The 15,669-nt window shown below is 75.5% G+C and carries 15 protein-coding genes; 9 read left to right on the top strand and 6 right to left on the bottom strand.

What is annotated here, in order from left to right; all coding sequences use genetic code 11:
- Positions 1-79 precede the first annotated feature (79 nt).
- The 3 genes from ND486_RS11790 (at position 80) to ND486_RS11780 (ending at position 3,249) form a co-directional block, all read left to right on the top strand.
- Complete coding sequence (locus ND486_RS11790) at positions 80-676, top strand: response regulator transcription factor (RefSeq protein ID WP_010225624.1); 597 nt, start codon at positions 80-82, stop codon at positions 674-676.
- A 799-nt stretch (positions 677-1,475) separates the two neighbouring features.
- Complete coding sequence (locus ND486_RS11785; RefSeq protein WP_062397752.1) at positions 1,476-2,051, top strand: sigma-70 family RNA polymerase sigma factor; 576 nt, start codon at positions 1,476-1,478, stop codon at positions 2,049-2,051.
- A 160-nt stretch (positions 2,052-2,211) separates the two neighbouring features.
- Positions 2,212-3,249, top strand: a complete 1,038-nt coding sequence (locus tag ND486_RS11780) for an anti-sigma-D factor RsdA (RefSeq protein WP_251784377.1) — start codon at positions 2,212-2,214, stop codon at positions 3,247-3,249.
- 80 nt (positions 3,250-3,329) lie between these two features.
- On the opposite strand, the gene ND486_RS11775 is transcribed toward ND486_RS11780, so the two are convergent.
- On the bottom strand, positions 3,330-3,722 hold the full coding sequence (locus ND486_RS11775) for a DUF5319 domain-containing protein (protein ID WP_218622931.1): 393 nt from the start codon (positions 3,720-3,722) through the stop codon (positions 3,330-3,332).
- 165 nt (positions 3,723-3,887) lie between these two features.
- Between ND486_RS11775 and guaB the strand changes: the two genes are divergently transcribed.
- Both guaB and ND486_RS11765 read left to right on the top strand, forming a co-directional pair.
- Positions 3,888-5,399 carry an IMP dehydrogenase gene (gene guaB / locus ND486_RS11770; protein ID WP_178376007.1) on the top strand — a complete coding sequence of 504 codons (1,512 nt, stop codon included), beginning with the start codon at positions 3,888-3,890 and terminating at the stop codon, positions 5,397-5,399.
- Between the two features lie 50 nt (positions 5,400-5,449).
- Positions 5,450-6,574 (top strand): GuaB3 family IMP dehydrogenase-related protein, encoded by a 1,125-nt coding sequence (locus tag ND486_RS11765; protein WP_208823117.1) that lies wholly within the window; start codon positions 5,450-5,452, stop codon positions 6,572-6,574.
- Position 6,575: 1 nt separating this feature from the next.
- Here ND486_RS11765 and ND486_RS11760 read toward each other — a convergent pair whose 3' ends face one another.
- A complete protein-coding gene (locus ND486_RS11760) occupies positions 6,576-7,070 on the bottom strand; it encodes an FBP domain-containing protein (RefSeq protein WP_073576428.1) in 495 nt (164 codons plus the stop codon).
- 97 nt (positions 7,071-7,167) lie between these two features.
- Here ND486_RS11760 and ND486_RS11755 point away from each other — a divergent pair, with 97 nt between their 5' ends.
- Entirely contained in the window at positions 7,168-7,602 is a 435-nt protein-coding gene (locus ND486_RS11755; protein ID WP_145983100.1) for a hypothetical protein, read from the top strand.
- A 3-nt stretch (positions 7,603-7,605) separates the two neighbouring features.
- Here ND486_RS11755 and ND486_RS11750 read toward each other — a convergent pair whose 3' ends face one another.
- Entirely contained in the window at positions 7,606-8,559 is a 954-nt protein-coding gene (locus ND486_RS11750; protein WP_251784376.1) for a hypothetical protein, read from the bottom strand.
- Between the two features lie 155 nt (positions 8,560-8,714).
- On the opposite strand from ND486_RS11750, the gene guaA reads away from it, so the two are divergent.
- Positions 8,715-10,265, top strand: a complete 1,551-nt coding sequence (gene guaA / locus ND486_RS11745; RefSeq protein ID WP_062397738.1) for a glutamine-hydrolyzing GMP synthase — start codon at positions 8,715-8,717, stop codon at positions 10,263-10,265.
- Positions 10,266-10,420: 155 nt separating this feature from the next.
- Here guaA and ND486_RS11740 read toward each other — a convergent pair whose 3' ends face one another.
- Together ND486_RS11740 and ND486_RS11735 are read right to left on the bottom strand one after the other, a co-directional pair.
- A complete protein-coding gene (locus ND486_RS11740) occupies positions 10,421-10,627 on the bottom strand; it encodes a hypothetical protein (RefSeq protein ID WP_073576424.1) in 207 nt (68 codons plus the stop codon).
- Positions 10,620-11,861 (bottom strand): PspC domain-containing protein, encoded by a 1,242-nt coding sequence (locus tag ND486_RS11735; protein WP_251784375.1) that lies wholly within the window; start codon positions 11,859-11,861, stop codon positions 10,620-10,622. Before ND486_RS11735 ends, ND486_RS11740 begins: the two co-directional genes overlap by 8 nt.
- Before the next feature lie 304 nt (positions 11,862-12,165).
- On the opposite strand from ND486_RS11735, the gene ND486_RS11730 reads away from it, so the two are divergent.
- Together ND486_RS11730 and ND486_RS11725 are read left to right on the top strand one after the other, a co-directional pair.
- Positions 12,166-13,485, top strand: coding sequence for an ATP-binding protein (locus ND486_RS11730; RefSeq protein ID WP_251784374.1), 1,320 nt, complete (start codon positions 12,166-12,168; stop codon positions 13,483-13,485).
- Complete coding sequence (locus tag ND486_RS11725) at positions 13,482-14,186, top strand: response regulator transcription factor (RefSeq protein WP_062397730.1); 705 nt, start codon at positions 13,482-13,484, stop codon at positions 14,184-14,186. Before ND486_RS11730 ends, ND486_RS11725 begins: the two co-directional genes overlap by 4 nt.
- Positions 14,187-14,203: 17 nt before the next feature.
- On the opposite strand, the gene ND486_RS11720 is transcribed toward ND486_RS11725, so the two are convergent.
- On the bottom strand, positions 14,204-15,613 hold the full coding sequence (locus tag ND486_RS11720; RefSeq protein ID WP_251784373.1) for a hypothetical protein: 1,410 nt from the start codon (positions 15,611-15,613) through the stop codon (positions 14,204-14,206).
- Between the last annotated feature and the right edge of the window lie 56 nt (positions 15,614-15,669).

Below are 15,669 nucleotides of genomic sequence, written 5' to 3'. Positions count from 1 at the left end.
TGTCAAGGTGAGAGTGTCACCCGCCGATTCGGAGGGTGAAGAATCACCCGGCTGCAGGAAGCTGCAGGAAGGAATCGTCGTGACGACGGTACTCATCTGCGACGATCGTCGCAGCGTCCGCGAGGGACTGACTCGCGTCATGTCCGCGGTCCCGGGGGTCCAGCGCATCGACTGCGTCGCCCACGGGGACGAGCTCCTCGCCCGCTACGCCCGCCAGTCCGTCGACGTCGTCCTGGTCGGGACGCAGCGTGCTGTGCCCACCGGGGTGGAGGCCACCCGGCGACTGGTGGCCGCCCACCCGCAGGCCAACGTCATCGTCTTCGGAGCCCCGGACGACGCCGGCAGCATCGCCGCCGCCATCGCCGGTGGGGCACGCGGTTACCTGCGCTGGGACGCCTCGCGTCCCGAGCTGGTCGCCGCGCTGGCGCACACCCTGGCCAGCACCTCGGTGCCGACCCCGCGCGTGCCCACCGACCCGGGGGTCCAGCTCACCGAGCGCGAGCTCCAGGTGCTGCGCGGGATGAGCCAGGGCAAGAGCAACGGCCAGATCGGCCGCGAGCTCTACCTCTCCGAGGACACCGTGAAGACCCACGCCCGCCGGCTGTTCCGCAAGCTCGGCGTCCGTGACCGCGCACAGGCCGTGGCCCACGGCTTCCGGCGCGGCCTGGTGTCCTGACCGGGTCCCCACCCGGAACGGCACGAGAACGCACCACCGAGCGACCGACCCCGAACCGGCCGCTCCACCCACCCGTCCGCGGGTGGGCATCGTGAGCCGGACCGACCCCCGCGGTCCGGCTCCACGCCCGGACATCCCCGTGTCCGGCCCACGCACCCGGGCCGCTGCAGACCCCGCGGCCCGCACCCGGGACACCACGCCCGGGACCCCCGCCCCGACCGGCTCCGGCCGGTCCGGCGCCCCGGTGACGGGACGCCGGTCGTGCTCCCCGCGACCGGACCCCGCCGGGGCGCACGGCCGCCCCGGGCGAGGCCGACGACGGATCCGCCGGACGCCGTAACCGTCCGCCCCCGATCGGCCCTCGTCCGACGAGCGGTCGGGGGGACGCCGGGAATCGTCATCCGGCGTCCCCCTCGTCCCTGGTGTCACATGCGTCGCCGCAGCCCCGCGGCCCCGGCGGCGACCCGTCCGGACTCCGCGCCGAACCGGACGCGACCCGCGCCGGGCGGTCCACCGCCGGTGATCGGGCACGGACGATCTTCACTGCGTCCGGTGACCGCAAATCTGCGGTGGGTGACGAACCGCTCGCCGACCGTGGCCGCCCCGTGGACGTGTTCCGGTGCGGCCCCGCGCAACCCGGAACAGTGCACGATCGTCTGATCTGACATGGAGCGACTCCCGTCGGCGAGCCCCGCTCGGATACGGTGGATCCGAGCCGATCCCACCTGCGCGGACGCGGGTTGCCTCCACGATCGGATGACACTGCTGGAAGCTCGTAACGCCTGGGCGGTTCCCCACGATGAGTGAATCAAGAGACGTTCCCGACGAGTGGATCGAAGCGGCCATGGCCGGCGATCGGTCCGCGGTCGAGCGCGTTCTCGCCATGATTCGGCCCCTCGTCGTGCGCTACTGCCGCGCCCGTCTGGGGACCGACCGAGGGTCCGTCTCGGCGGACGATGTCGCCCAGGAGGTCTGCGTGGCCGTGCTCACGGCGTTGCCGGGGTATCGGGTGCAGGGTCGCCCGTTCCTCGCCTTCGTCTACGGCATCGCGTCCCACAAGGTCATCGACGCGCACCGGGCTGCGTCCCGGAACCGCTCGGAACCGATGGCCGACGTGCCGGACCGCATGGAGTCGTCCGACGGTCCGGAGTCCCGGGCCCTGCAGGTGGAACTGTCGGAGGAGATGTCCAAGCTCCTGGAGATCCTTCCGGACAAGCATCGGGAGATCATCGTGTTGCGCGTGGTCGTGGGCCTGTCCGCGGAGGAGACCGCGGCGGCCGTCGGCTCCACCCCGGGCGCCGTCCGCGTCGCCCAGCACCGGGCGCTGGCCCGGCTGAGGAAGATGATGAGTGAGGAGGTGGTCCGGGATGCGTGACCAGGGTCCGCACGGTCCGGGCTTCCCCCCGCCGCCCGGTGAGGGCTGGGAGCGCCCGCCCGCACCGGTGACGCGTGGTCGCTTCGGCGAGCCCCGCCCTCCCCGTACCGACGGCCACACCAACGGCCACTCGCATCCGCTCGGTCACCGGGGTCACCCGGTGCCGTTCGACGGGCGCACCGTCCCGCAGCCGGTCGTGCCGCGGCACGCCGCCCGCGCCGACGAGTGGGACGACCTCGACGGCGTCGAGGACGACGGCCCGATCGACCTCGTCGAGCTCCAGGCCGACGACGAGCTGATCAATGCCCTGTCCTCCGGGCTCGGCGTGTCCGGCCCCGGCCGGCGCGGCTACGACGTCGACGACCACCTGGCCGCGATGCTCTCGTCCTGGAAGGACGAGGTCGAGCGCGACCCGATCCCGCAGCTCCTCGACACCGACGAGGCCGTGCAGATCCTGCAGCCGGCGAAGCCGTCGCGGAAGGTCTCCTTCCTGCGTCCGCTCGTCGCCGCCGCGGCGGTCGCGGCGTGTGCGCTGGCCGTCGTCTCGATCAGCGCGCACGAGGCCGAGCCGGGCGACGCCCTGTGGGGTGTCTCCCGGGTGCTCTACAGCGAGCGCGCCGAACAGGTGCAGGCCGCGACCACGCTGCGCGAGGGCATCGAGCGGGTCAACGCCAAGCTCGCCGCCGGGGACACCGTCGGTGCGCAGCAGGAACTCGCCGCGCTCGGCCCGCTGGTGGACCGCACCGCGCCCGACCTGCGGAACGACTTCGAGCAGCAGAACCGCTTCCTGAGCCAGAAGGTCGCCGAGACCCCGCCGGGCACGCCGACCGACCCGCGGTCGCCGCTGCGCGACGGGACCCCGGCCCCGCCGCCCCCGGTCTCCGAGGGCGACGAGGACACCCCGGCGCCGGACCCGCGTCCGACGCAGGGCGAGACCACCCCGGGCGGCCCGACCTCCCCGGAGGGCACCACCGACCCGTCCGTGCTGAACGGGCCGGGTGAGACCTCGCCCACGACGTCGCCGTCGCCGTCGGAGACCTCGCCGACGACGGAGGGTCAGGCGGACCCGACGACCCCGACGACGGCGCCCACGACCCGGCCCACCGCGGCCGGGGAGGGGCAGGCCGACCCGTCGGACGACACCACGACCCCGCCGTCGTCGACGACGACCGGTGCGGTGAGCAGCACGCCGAACTGACGCGGTCGGGCACGCAGCACGGCGACGGGCCCCGGAGGATCTCCTCCGGGGCCCGTCGTGTGTCTCGGGGGGTGCCGCGCTCAGTCGGCGAGGGTCGCGTCGGCGTACCCGCGGCAGTACTCCCACGTGACGTAGTGCGCCGGGTCCGGGTCGTAGGCCGGCTCGTGCGGCCGCATCCGGCCCTCGTCGAGCAGCTGCTGCAGGCTCGCGCGCAGCAGGTTCCACTCGTGGAAGTGCTGTTCGCCGCAGTCCGCGCAGTCGACGACGATCCCGCGGACGCCACGGCCCGCCAGCAGCGCCTGGTACACGGCGAGGTCCGCCAGGTCGGCCAGGATCTCGCCGCGATCGGTCTCGTTCAACGGGGGGACATCGGAGTCACCGGAACCCGGCCACGGGCCGTCACCACGGTCGTCATAGGCCTGCATCGAGAGCGCAGGGTCATCCGGGTCTCCGGCGAACGGGTCCGGTGGCAGCGCCTCTGGTGACACGGCGTACACGGTACCGGTGCAGGAGGGTCGGGCCCCGGCCCACCCCGGGGTGGTGGACGTACGATGGCGGCCTGCGGCGGGAGCCCGCCGTCAGCGTCGACCGCACCGCCTCGACAACACTGCTTCGACCGCAAGAGGAGCCCCGGAGAGATGACGAGCGAGATGGGCGGCCTGCCGGACAAGTTCGCGATGCTCGGACTGACCTTCGACGACGTGCTGCTGCTGCCCGCCGAGTCGGACGTGATCCCCAGCTCGGCCGACACGTCGAGCCAGGTGACCCGCCGGGTGCGGGTCCAGGTTCCGCTGGTGTCGTCCCCGATGGACACCGTCACCGAGTCCCGGATGGCCATCGCGATGGCCCGCGCCGGCGGTCTCGGCGTGCTGCACCGCAACCTCTCCCCGGACGCACAGGCGGCCCAGGCCGAGGTCGTGAAGCGGTCCGAGGCCGGCATGGTGACCGACCCGGTGACCTGCAGCCCCGACGCGACGCTGGCCGACGTCGACGCGCTGTGCGCCAAGTTCCGGATCTCCGGTGTGCCGGTGACCGACGAGACCGGCCGGCTGGTGGGGATCATCACCAACCGCGACATGCGCTACGAGGTCGACACCGACCGGCCCGTGTCGGAGGTCATGACCCGCGCGCCCCTGGTGACGGCCAAGGTCGGCGTCACCGCGGAGGCCGCACTGGGCCTGCTGCGCCGGCACAAGCTGGAGAAGCTGCCCATCGTCGACGGCGACGACATGCTGCGCGGCCTCATCACGATCAAGGACTTCAACAAGACCGAGCAGTACCCGCTGGCGACCAAGGACCCGGACGGGCGGCTCGTCGTCGCCGCCGCGGTCGGGGTCGGCGACGACGCCTACGCCCGCTCGATGCAGCTCGTCGAGGCCGGTGTGGACGTCCTGATGGTCGACACCGCGCACGGCCACTCCCGCCGGGTGCTGGAGACCGTCGCGAAGCTGCGCGCCGAGGTCGGCGACCACGTCGACGTCGTCGGCGGCAACGTCGCCACCTACGAGGGGGCCAAGGCGCTCGTCGAGGCGGGCGCGGACGCGGTCAAGGTCGGCGTCGGGCCGGGCTCGATCTGCACCACCCGCGTCGTCGCCGGGGTCGGCGCCCCGCAGATCACCGCGATCTACGAGGCCACCCGGGCGTGCGCCCCGGCCGGCGTCCCGGTCATCGGCGACGGCGGCATCCAGTACTCCGGTGACGTCGCCAAGGCCATCGCGGCCGGCGCGTCGACGGTCATGCTGGGCTCGCTGCTGGCCGGCACCGCGGAGTCGCCGGGTGAGGTGGTCCTCGTCGGGGGCAAGCAGTTCAAGACCTACCGCGGGATGGGCTCGCTCGGCGCCATGCAGGGCCGTGCCGGTGCCGCGGGCCGGTCCTACTCCAAGGACCGCTACGCCCAGGACGACGTGCTCAGCGAGGACAAGCTCGTCCCCGAGGGCATCGAGGGCCGGATCCCGTTCCGCGGGCCGCTGTCCTCGGTGGTGCACCAGCTCGGCGGCGGGCTGCGCTCGGGCATGGGCTACGTCGGCGCGCAGACCATTCCGGACCTGCAGCAGGCGCGCCTGGTGCGGATCACCGCGGCCGGTCTCAAGGAGAGCCACCCGCACGACATCACGATGACCGTCGAGGCCCCGAACTACGCCGCCCGGTAGTCACGGGGGCCCCAGCACCATCCTGAGCAGCGCCGCTTAGGGTGGTGCCCGTGCGTGACCTCGTGGAGATCGGGATGGGCCGGGAGGCCCGTCGTGCCTACGACCTCGACCAGATCGAGATCGTCCCGTCGCGGCGGACCCGCAGCTCGAAGGCCGTCTCGACGGCCTGGCAGCTCGACGCCTACCGCTTCGACATCCCGCTGATGACCCACCCCACCGACGCGGTGGTGTCGCCGGACTCGGCGGTGCGGATCAGCGAGCTCGGCGGGCTGGGGGTGCTGAACGCCGAAGGCCTGTGGGCCCGGCACGCCGACCCGAAGGGCGCGCTGGAGCGTGTCGTCGCGGCGGCGACCGGCGACGAGCCGGACTCCGCGGTGGCGCTGCTGCAGGAGCTGCACCAGGCCCCCATCCAGCAGGACCTGATCACCGAGGCGCTGCGCCCGCTGCGCGACGGCTCGCACACGGTGGCGGCACGGGTCAGCCCGCAGCGCGCGCGTGAGCTCACCCCGGCGCTGCTCGCCGCGGGCGTCGAGATCCTCATCGTGCAGGGCACGATCATCTCCGCCGAGCACGTCTCGGACGACGAGCCGCTCAACCTCAAGGACTTCATCGCCGAGCTGGACGTCCCGGTCGTCGCCGGCGGGGTGGGGGACTACCGCACCGCGCTGCACCTGATGCGCACCGGCGCCGCCGGCGTCATCGTCGGGTACGGGCAGTCCACCTCCACCACCACCGACGAGGTGCTGGGGGTCGGGGTGCCGATGGCGACCGCGATCGTCGACGCCGCGGCCGCCCGCCGCGACTACCTCGACGAGACCGGCGGCCGGTACGTGCACGTGATCGCCGACGGCGGCATCGGCACCTCCGGTGACATCGCCCGTGCCGTGGCCTGCGGCGCCGACGCGGTCATGCTCGGCGAGCAGCTGGCCGAGGCCGCGGAGGCCCCCGCGGGCGGGCTGTACTGGACCTCGTCGGCGGCGCACCCGTCGCTGCCGCGCTCGGAGGTCACCGGCCTCGCGCGGTCCGGGCGGACCCTGGAGCAGGTGCTGTTCGGGCCGACCGACAGCCCGTACGGCACGACGAACCTGTTCGGCGCGCTGCGGCGGGCGATGGCGAAGACCGGCTACTCCGACCTCAAGGAGTTCCAGCGGGTCGGGCTGAACCTGCGTACCTGAGTCACCCCTCGGCGGTCACGGCCGCCACGAACTCCGCGGCCCGCTCTCGCAGCCCGGCCCGTCGCTCGTCGACGGTCGTGCCGGGGGCGGGCTTGAGCGCGGCCGTCGCCGTCTCGACGCGGACGTGCTCGGCGCAGGCCAGGTCGGCGCAGATGTAGGTGCCGACGGTGTCGCCCTGGCGCCCCTTCGCACCGCGGCGCGGGGCGGCGAACAGCGCGACCCCGCCGACGGTGTGGGTGGTCCGGCACAGCGCGCACATCGCCGCCGCGCGGGTGGCACCGGTGGCGGCGCGCAGCACGACGCCGGCCGGGCCGTCGTCGGTGGGGACCAGCAGCACCCCGCGGTCGGGGGCCTTCGGGTCACGCCAGCCGCGGACGTCGTCGAGCCGGTCGGGGTCCAGGTCGCGGACCCACGCGGGCAGGACCATCCGCGTCGCCTCCCCCTTGGAGCAGTTGGTGAGGGCGCGGCGGATCCGGGTCTCGGTCGGGCTGGTCACGGCGGGCCACGCTAGGCGCCCGTCGCCGCGGGGGTCGAGCGGGTTTCGCGCGGTAGGTTCGACGGCGACGCCGTCGTCAGCCAGGAGGAGCCCGCCGATGAGCCGCCCCACCGCCGGAGCCGCCATGGGCGGTGGACGAGCCTTCGTCGACGCGACCGGGACCCCGGTGCCGCTGCGCGGACCGGTCGTGCGGGTGGTGGCGACCGACCCCCGGGTGGGGGAGCTGCTGCTGGAGCTGGGCGCCCAGCTGGTCGGCTGCGCGGGGACGCTCGACGGCGTCGACGCGGTCGGCGACGACCGCAGCCCGGACCCGCAGGCGGTGCGGGCGCTGCGCCCGGACGCGATCGTCACCGGGACCGCCGACGGCCGGTACGACCTGGCCGACCCGGCCCTGCTCGGACGGCTGCGCGACATCGCTCCGACGGTCGCCGTCGACCTGGGGCGCCGCGCCGCGAGCGCCGCGGACCTGCGGGCGCTGCTCGGGTCGGTGCAGCCGCCGCCGCTGCGCTCGCGCGGGCGGCACGAGGACTGAGGCTCAGCCCGCCAGGACGGCGCGGACGCGGTCGGTGACGGCGGTCAGGTCGTCGCGCACCAGGTTCGCCTGCGCGGTGAAGACCGACAGCTGCGACGGGTCCAGCGCGAGCGCCCCGGAGGTCCCCGCGGTGGCGGCGGCGGTGCCGTGGTCGAGCAGCGCGGTCCAGGACGTCTGCGCGACGGCGTCGGGCACGGCGTCGTAGGCCCGTGCGGCGTCGATGGCGGCCTGCAGCCGCCCGCAGGCGACGGCGAGCGCCACCGCGTCCTGACGGCCCGCGGCGTCGGCGACGCGGGTGAAGCCGTCGCCGATCGCGGTGAGGTGGGTGAGCCCGCCGTTGTCGCGCCAGGCGGTCATCGCGACGACCGGGTCCCCGGCCCACAGCCCGGTCCCGGCGGCGGACCCGACCAGCGACGCCGCGACGGCCTGCGGCAGCGGCGGGCCCTGCGGCACCGTCGGGCCGGAGGCGGTCACGGTCCGCGGGGTGGGCAGCGGCGAGGTCGCCGACGGGGTCATGATCAGGCCCGCGGCGGCGATCGCCGCGGTGCCGGTGGCGGCGGCGCACAGGAACACGGGCAGGATGCGGGCCCGGAACGCGCGGGCCCGGGGAACGACCGGGGCCCCGGGAACCGGCTGTGCGGACTCCCGGACCGGCTCCGCGACCGCGGGCTCGTCGACGGGGGCCGCGACGGGGGGCGCGGCGGGTGCCTGCACCGGGGCGACCGGGGCCGGGGTCCCGCCGAGCAGCCCGGTGGTGCCGAGCGCCCCGAGGCCCAGCGCGTCCACCCCGAGCGCGCCGGTGCCGAGCGTGCCGGCGGCCGGGCGGGTCTCCTGCTCCGGCGCGGGGCGCTGGGCGGGGACGAGCGGCGCGGCGGTCGTGGTGGTGGCGCCGTCGACGGCCGGGTCGGCGGGGGTGTCGCCGGTGCCGGTGGTGTGGCCGGTCGGGGTGGTGGCCATCGGGGTGCCTCCAGGTCGTACGGTGCCGTCCTCCCCCCATCGGAGCAACCGGGCCTCGCCGTTACGCCGTACCGCCCGCGGCCGGCGGGGATCATCAGGATCGAGGAGACGGTACGGACGACGGGTGACCTGGATCGCCCGTTTACCCTGGTCGTGTGCAGACCCCGACCGTCCTCGTCGTGGACTACGGCGCCCAGTACGCGCAGCTCATCGCCCGTCGCGTGCGCGAGGCGGACGTCTACTCCGAGATCGTGCCCGCGTCCCTGCCCGTCGCCGAGATCGTGGCCCGCGAGCCCGCCGCTGTGATCCTCTCCGGCGGCCCCGCGAGCGTGTACGCCGACGGGGCCCCCGCGGTCGACCCGGCGCTGTTCGAGGCCGGTATCCCGGTGTTCGGCATGTGCTACGGCTTCCAGGCGATGGCCCGGGCCCTGGGCGGCGAGGTCGCCCACGACGGCACCCGCGAGTACGGCCGCACCGAGGTCGCGCTGACCGGTACCCCCGGCACGCTGCACGAGGGACTGCCCCGCACGCACCCGGTGTGGATGAGCCACGGCGACTCGGTGACCGCGGCCCCGGCGGGATTCACCGTCACCGCGTCGACCGACCGGGTCGCGGTGGCCGCGTTCGAGGACACCGACCGGCGCCTGGCCGGCGTGCAGTACCACCCCGAGGTCGGGCACTCGCCGCACGGCCAGGAGGTGCTGCGCCGGTTCCTGCACGACATCGCGGGCATCCGCCCGTCCTGGACCACGGCGTCGATCATCGACGAGACCGTCGAGGCGATCCGTGCCCAGGTCGGCGACGGCCGCGCGATCTGCGGGCTGTCCGGCGGGGTCGACTCCGCCGTCGCCGCCGCGCTCGTCCAGCGCGCCATCGGTGACCGGCTGACCTGCGTGTTCGTCGACCACGGGCTGATGCGGTCCGGGGAGCGCGAGCAGGTCGAGAAGGACTTCGTCGCCGCCACCGGCGCGACCCTGCACGTCGCCGAGGCCGCCGACCGGTTCCTCGACGCGCTCGCCGGGGTCACCGAGCCCGAGCAGAAGCGCAAGATCATCGGCCGGGAGTTCATCCGGGTCTTCGAGACGGCCACGGCGGAGGTGGTCGCCGACCACCACGTCGGGTTCCTGGTCCAGGGGACGCTCTACCCCGACGTCGTCGAGTCCGGCGGCGGCGACGGCACCGCGGTGATCAAGAGCCACCACAACGTCGGCGGTCTGCCCGACGACATCGAGTTCGACCTGGTCGAGCCGCTGCGCGCGCTGTTCAAGGACGAGGTCCGGATGGTCGGTGCCGAGCTGGGGCTGCCCGAGGTCATCGTCGCCCGCCAGCCGTTCCCCGGCCCCGGCCTGGGCATCCGGATCATCGGCGAGGTCACCCGGGACCGGCTGGAGACGCTGCGGGCCGCGGACGCGATCGCCCGCGAGGAGCTGACCGCGGCCGGGCTGGACCGGGAGATCTGGCAGTGCCCGGTGGTGCTGCTGGCCGACGTCCGCAGCGTCGGTGTGCAGGGCGACGGCCGCACCTACGGCCACCCGATCGTCCTGCGCCCGGTGTCCAGCGAGGACGCGATGACCGCGGACTGGACCCGGCTGCCCTACGACGTCGTCGAGCGGATCTCCACCCGGATCACCAACGAGGTGTCCGAGGTCAACCGGGTCGTCATCGACGTGACGAGCAAGCCCCCGGGCACCATCGAGTGGGAGTGACCGGGGCCTGACGTAACAGGGGCGGGGCCGATGTCTCGGCCCCGCCCCGGCCAGCCCGGGCCTCGCGGTGTCCGACCCCCGTCGGACACCGCTGCCACGCGGGCGGCGGCGGGTCCGGCGGCGCTCCCCAGCCCGCCGGCTCCCGTGATGCCCCTTTAGTCGTCCGATGTGGCCCGGGAGTTACGCACGCTCGCCATCAGGAATGCGATCCCGGCCACAACGGCGGTCCCGGCGAGCACCCAGCGCAGGTCGACGACCTCCCACGGGGCGATCCCGAGGACCCCGCACACCGCGACCAGCAGCGACAGGACCCCGGCGACGAGGGCGAACGGGTCGGCGCGACGGGCGAGCGAGCTATCCACGGGTGACCTCCACGGTTCCCAGCTCGGCCCGCAGGTCGAGCTCCAGCACCCGGCCACCGGGTCCGTCCGGGCCGGGGTCGTTCACGGTCAGGTCCACGTCCTGCCCGGTGCGGGTCTGCCCGTCGACGGTCAGGTCGCCGGTGCCCACCGAGCTGCGGACGAGCAGGTCGGCGTCGCGCGGGACGCGGATCTCCACCGCGCCCGCGCCGACCTCGGCCCGGGTGCGGACCGGTCCGGTCGCGCCGGGCGTCGCGGTGAGGTCGAGGCGGGTCAGGTCGAGCTGGACCGAACCGGTGCCGCGCCGGTACTCCGGGGCGAGCTGCGCGACGGTCGCGGGGGCCTCGACGGTCTCCCCGACGCCGCCGCGCACGGCCCAGCCGTCGGGTCCGACGGCGTCGTTGAGCGGGATGGTGGCCGCCGTGACGAGTGCGAGCAGCACCGCGAACGGCACCAGCCAGCGTCCGGCGCGCCGCAGCGCGCCGACGACCAGCCCGATCCCGACGACGGCGAGCGCGGCCCCCGGGACGGCCGAGGCCGGCACGGCACCCGGTGCGGCCAGGGCGAGCACCCCCACCATCCCGGCGACGACGAGCGACACGGCCAGCGTGATCGGTGTGAGCGTCGAGCGGGGCGCCGGGGGCGGACCCGGCTCCGGGCCCGGTTCGGGCAGGTCCCAGGCGAACGGTGCGGCGCCGAGCGGGTCCCAGGCCGGTGGCGTCACCTGCGCCACGGTGGGGGCGTGCGGGTCCGCGACCCACGGCACCACGGGTGTCGGCGACGCGGCGGCCTCCCGGGCCCCGGGCCGGTTCCCCCGGGTCACGTGCAGCGCGACGAGCAGCGCGACGGTGACGACGGCGGGAATGACGCGGTCGGCGGACAGCACCAGCGGGACGGCCAGCAGCGCGGCCAGGACCAGCAGCGTCACCGACAGCGCGGAGGACGGTCCGCTGCGCGGCGGGACGGGGCTGCCGGGCGGGCCGGCGTCCGGCAGGACCGCGCAGCCCGCCAGGTAGAGCGGGATGCCGGGGCCCACGATCGCGGCGACGACGAACCCGACCCGGACCAGCGTCGGGTCGATCTCGTAGCGGCGCGCGATCGCGGCGGAGACGCCGGCGAGCTTGCGGTCGTCGCGCGGACGCAGGGGCCGGGAGTCCCACATGTCGCGCATGGTGTTCCGGGCCGTCGACGACGCCGACGGTGGTCGGCCGCTCCCGGGCAGCTGCGTCTGGTTCATGGCGTCGAGCCTGCCGCCCGGGCGGGCCCCGGCGTCTCGGGGACAACCCCGAGAGGACCCCGGTCCCGATCCGGAGGGGATCCGGCGCGGGTCGTGTGACGATGGGGTCGTGAACAGCTCGGACCCCTCGACCGGTACCGCACCGGGGTCGGCGGACGCGCCGACGCGGCCCACCGCCGCTCCGTGGGCGGCCCCGTCGCCCGGTGTCGCGCCGCCCGGTACCGCCCGGCCCGGTGCCGCCGCACCCGGGGCGACCGTGTCCGGAGCTGACGGGCCCGGGGCCGACGGGGGACCGGGGCCGACGGTGCCCGTGCCCGCCGGCCCGGTGCCCTCGCCGCCCGGAGACGCCGTCCCCCCGCGGCCGGGCGGCCCGGTACCGCCGCGCCCCGGTGCACGCGTCCCGCTGACCCGGCGCCGCTCCGGCCGGATGGTCGGCGGCGTCGCGGGCGGGGTGGCCGACCACCTCGGCGTCGACGTCCGCTGGATCCGGGCGGCCTTCGTCGCGCTGACCCTGCTCGGCTGGGCGGGGGTCCTGGCCTACGGCCTGCTGTGGGTGTTCCTGCGGCAGGAGGCCGCCGTCGTCGAGCGGACCGTCACCCGGTCCGAACGCCTGCAGGCCGCCGGGCTGCTGACGCTGGGGCTGGGGTTGTCGCTGGTCGCGGCGACCTCGGGTTCGGCCGTGCTCGGCTGGATCGCCGGCCCGCTGGGGCTGGCGACGGTCGGTGCGGCCGTCGTGTGGCGGGAGGCCGACGAGGCGCAGCGACGGCGGTGGGCGCGCGACGCCCGCAGCCGCGTCACGGGCGGTCGTGCGGCGCTGGCGCGCACCGTGCTCGGAGCCGCGCTCGTCCTGACCGGGCTGGCGGTGTTCCTGCTCGGCAACCTGGACCTGAGCCAGGTGCGGTTCGGGATCCTCGCGGCGCTGGCGACGCTGCTGGGCGTCGCGGTCCTCACCGTCCCCTGGTGGGTACGGCTGGTGCGCGACCTCGGCGAGGAGCGCCGGGCCCGCGCGGTCGCCGCCGAGCGCGCCGAGATCGCCGCGCACCTGCACGACTCGGTGCTGCAGACCCTCGCGCTGATCCAGCGCCAGTCCGGCGACCCGCGCGAGGTGCAGCGGCTGGCCCGCGGCCAGGAGCGGGAGCTGCGTGCCTGGCTCTACGGGCCGGGCGGGCGCGCCCGGGGCGGCGGCGGCAGCCCGGACGCGGTGGAGACGCTGCTGTCGGCGGCGATCACGCGCGTCGCGGGCGAGGTGGAGGACACCTACGCGGTGGCCGTCGGCCCGGTGCTGGTCGGTGACGCCGAGCTCGACGACGACCTGCGCGCCCTGGTCCTGGCGGCGCGCGAGGCGATGGTGAACGCGGCGAAGCACTCGGGGACGTCCGAGGTCGACGTCTACGTGGAGGTCGAGCCCGCCTCGGACGAGGGTCCGGGCGCGGCCGAGGTGTTCGTGCGGGACCGCGGCACCGGTTTCGACCCGGATGCGGTGTCCGACGACCGGCACGGCCTCGCGGACTCGGTGCACGCCCGGATGCGCCGCCACGGCGGCACGGTCCGGATCCGCACCGGGGCCGGGGAGGGTACGGAGGTGCGGCTGTCGATGCCGCTGACGGAGAAGGAGACGGCATGACCACCGCCGACGCGCCGGGGACTCCGGCCGGTCCGGACGACACCGGTATCCGGGTCTACCTGGTCGACGACCACGCGTTGTTCCGGTCCGGCGTGCGCGCCGAGCTGGACCGTGGCGACGGGCGCAGCCCCGTGCTGGAGGTCGTCGGTGAGGCGGGCTCCGTCGACGAGGCGGTGGCCGGCGTCGGGCACCTCGCGCCGGACGTGGTGCTGCTCGACGTGCACATGCCCGGCGGCGGGGGCGCGGAGATCCTGCGCCGGGCGCGCGCGGCGGGCACCGAGTCGGTGTTCCTGGCTCTGTCGGTGTCCGACGCCGCGGAGGACGTCATCTCGGTGATCCGGTCCGGAGCCCGCGGCTACGTCACGAAGACGATCTCGGGCCGGGACCTCGCCGACGCCGTGCGACGCGTACGGGCCGGTGACGCGGTCTTCTCGCCACGCCTGGCCGGGTTCGTGCTGGACGCGTTCTCCGACCGGCCCGGTGCGGCACCGCCGGTGGACCCGGAGATCGACCAGCTGACCAAGCGGGAGCGGGACGTGCTGCGGCTGCTGGCCCGCGGCTACGCCTACAAGGAGATCGCGAAGGAGCTGTTCATCTCCGTGAAGACGGTGGAGACCCACGTGTCGAGCGTGCTGCGCAAGACGCAGACGTCGAACCGGCACGAGCTGTCCCGCTGGGCTTCCGACAGGAGGCTCGTGTAGGTCGCGCAGCGACCGTGTCAGCCGCCCAGGAGCCCGCCCGCGCCCTTCGTGACGCCGCCGAGCACCCCGCCGACCGGCTCGGTCACGCCGGACAGGGCGCCCCCGACCGGCTCGGTCACCGTGCCGGCCACCTGCCCCACGGGCTTCGTGACGGCCTGCAGCGGCTGGGTGGCGTCCGAGGACGAGGAACCGGTGTCCGCGGTGGCCTTCTTCGCGGAGGTGTCGAGGAGCCCGGTGACCGGCTCGGCCGCCTTCAGGACCGGGCCGGTGAGCGGCTCCGTGCTCCTGAGGACGGGCTCGGTGACCGGCGACAGCGCGCCGAGCACCGGCGTCGTCACCGGCTCGAGGGTGTCGGTGAGGGGCCGGGTGACGGGCTTGACCGCGTTCGTCACCGGGCGGACGGCCTCGGTCACGGGGGACACGGCACCGCCGAGGGTCTTCCCGACCGGTGCCGCGGCCTGCGCGACCGGGGCGACGACGCCACCGACGGCGTCCCCGACCGGGCGGACGTTCTCGGTGACGTCCTGGATCGGACCGGTGCTGGTCCCGCCGCGCGACGGCGGGGTGCCGGTCACGGGCTCGAGGATGTTGCCCGCGGACGGCCGGTCCGGGTTGTTGATCGGGGCGACGATCGGGGCGAGCGGCGAGCCCGTCCCACCGGAGCCGCGCGGAGCCGGGACCGCCGGCGACGACGGGGACCCGGTGCCCGGGTTCCCGGTCAAGGGCGAGGTGGGCGTGCGGGGCGCGGGGACCGCGACGGCGGGCCCGCCGGCGGTGCCCGGGGTGCGGCCCGCCGCGACGGCCTGCGCCGGCTGCTGCGGACCGAAGGCGACGGCCATCCAGTCGGTGGCGCCGGGGGCGGTCGCGGGCGCGTCCGGCAGCGGCGAGCTCAGCGCCACGTTCGCCGGGAGGTACTGGGCGGGCAGCGTGTCCGGGGTGTCGCCCGCGGTGGGCAGGCCGAAGCCGGGGAACAGGCCGTCGGCGGCGGCGCGCGCGTCGGAGTTCTCGGTGCCGACGCCGTTGTAGAGCGCCGCGCCGAGCACGGAGCCCGCGGCGAGCAGCGCGCCGGCGACCACACCGGCACGACGGCGACCCGACACCTGACGGCCGGTCCAGCCCTCGGTGCCGGCCGCGGCGCGGGGCTGCGGGAGATCGATGTCCCCCCAGCCGCCCGGGGCACCCGCGGCGGCGATGTCACCGGCCGACGCGGCGTCGGCGGCCGCGCCGTCGGCCACCGGGGGACGCCCCTCACGGCGCAGCAGGTCACCGACGGACAGGACGGGCCCGGTGAGCGGACCCGCGCCGTCGGAGGACGCGTGGGATGCACGCGAGTGACGCGCCAGCAGTTCGGCGACGCTCACCACGTCGCGGGGCCCGGTGGCGCCGGGGGCGCCGGGGAGCGGGGCTCCGGCAGGTGTGTCGGTCACGGCCGCACGTCCTCCTTCGGGTCATTTCGACCTGGGAAGATGTACCGGAAAGAGTC

This window comes from Pseudonocardia sp. DR1-2 (assembly GCF_023717215.1).
Lineage (GTDB): Bacteria > Actinomycetota > Actinomycetes > Mycobacteriales > Pseudonocardiaceae > Pseudonocardia > Pseudonocardia alni.
Note: the sequence above shows the minus strand (reverse complement) of the source record. Positions and strands in the feature narration are given on the sequence as shown.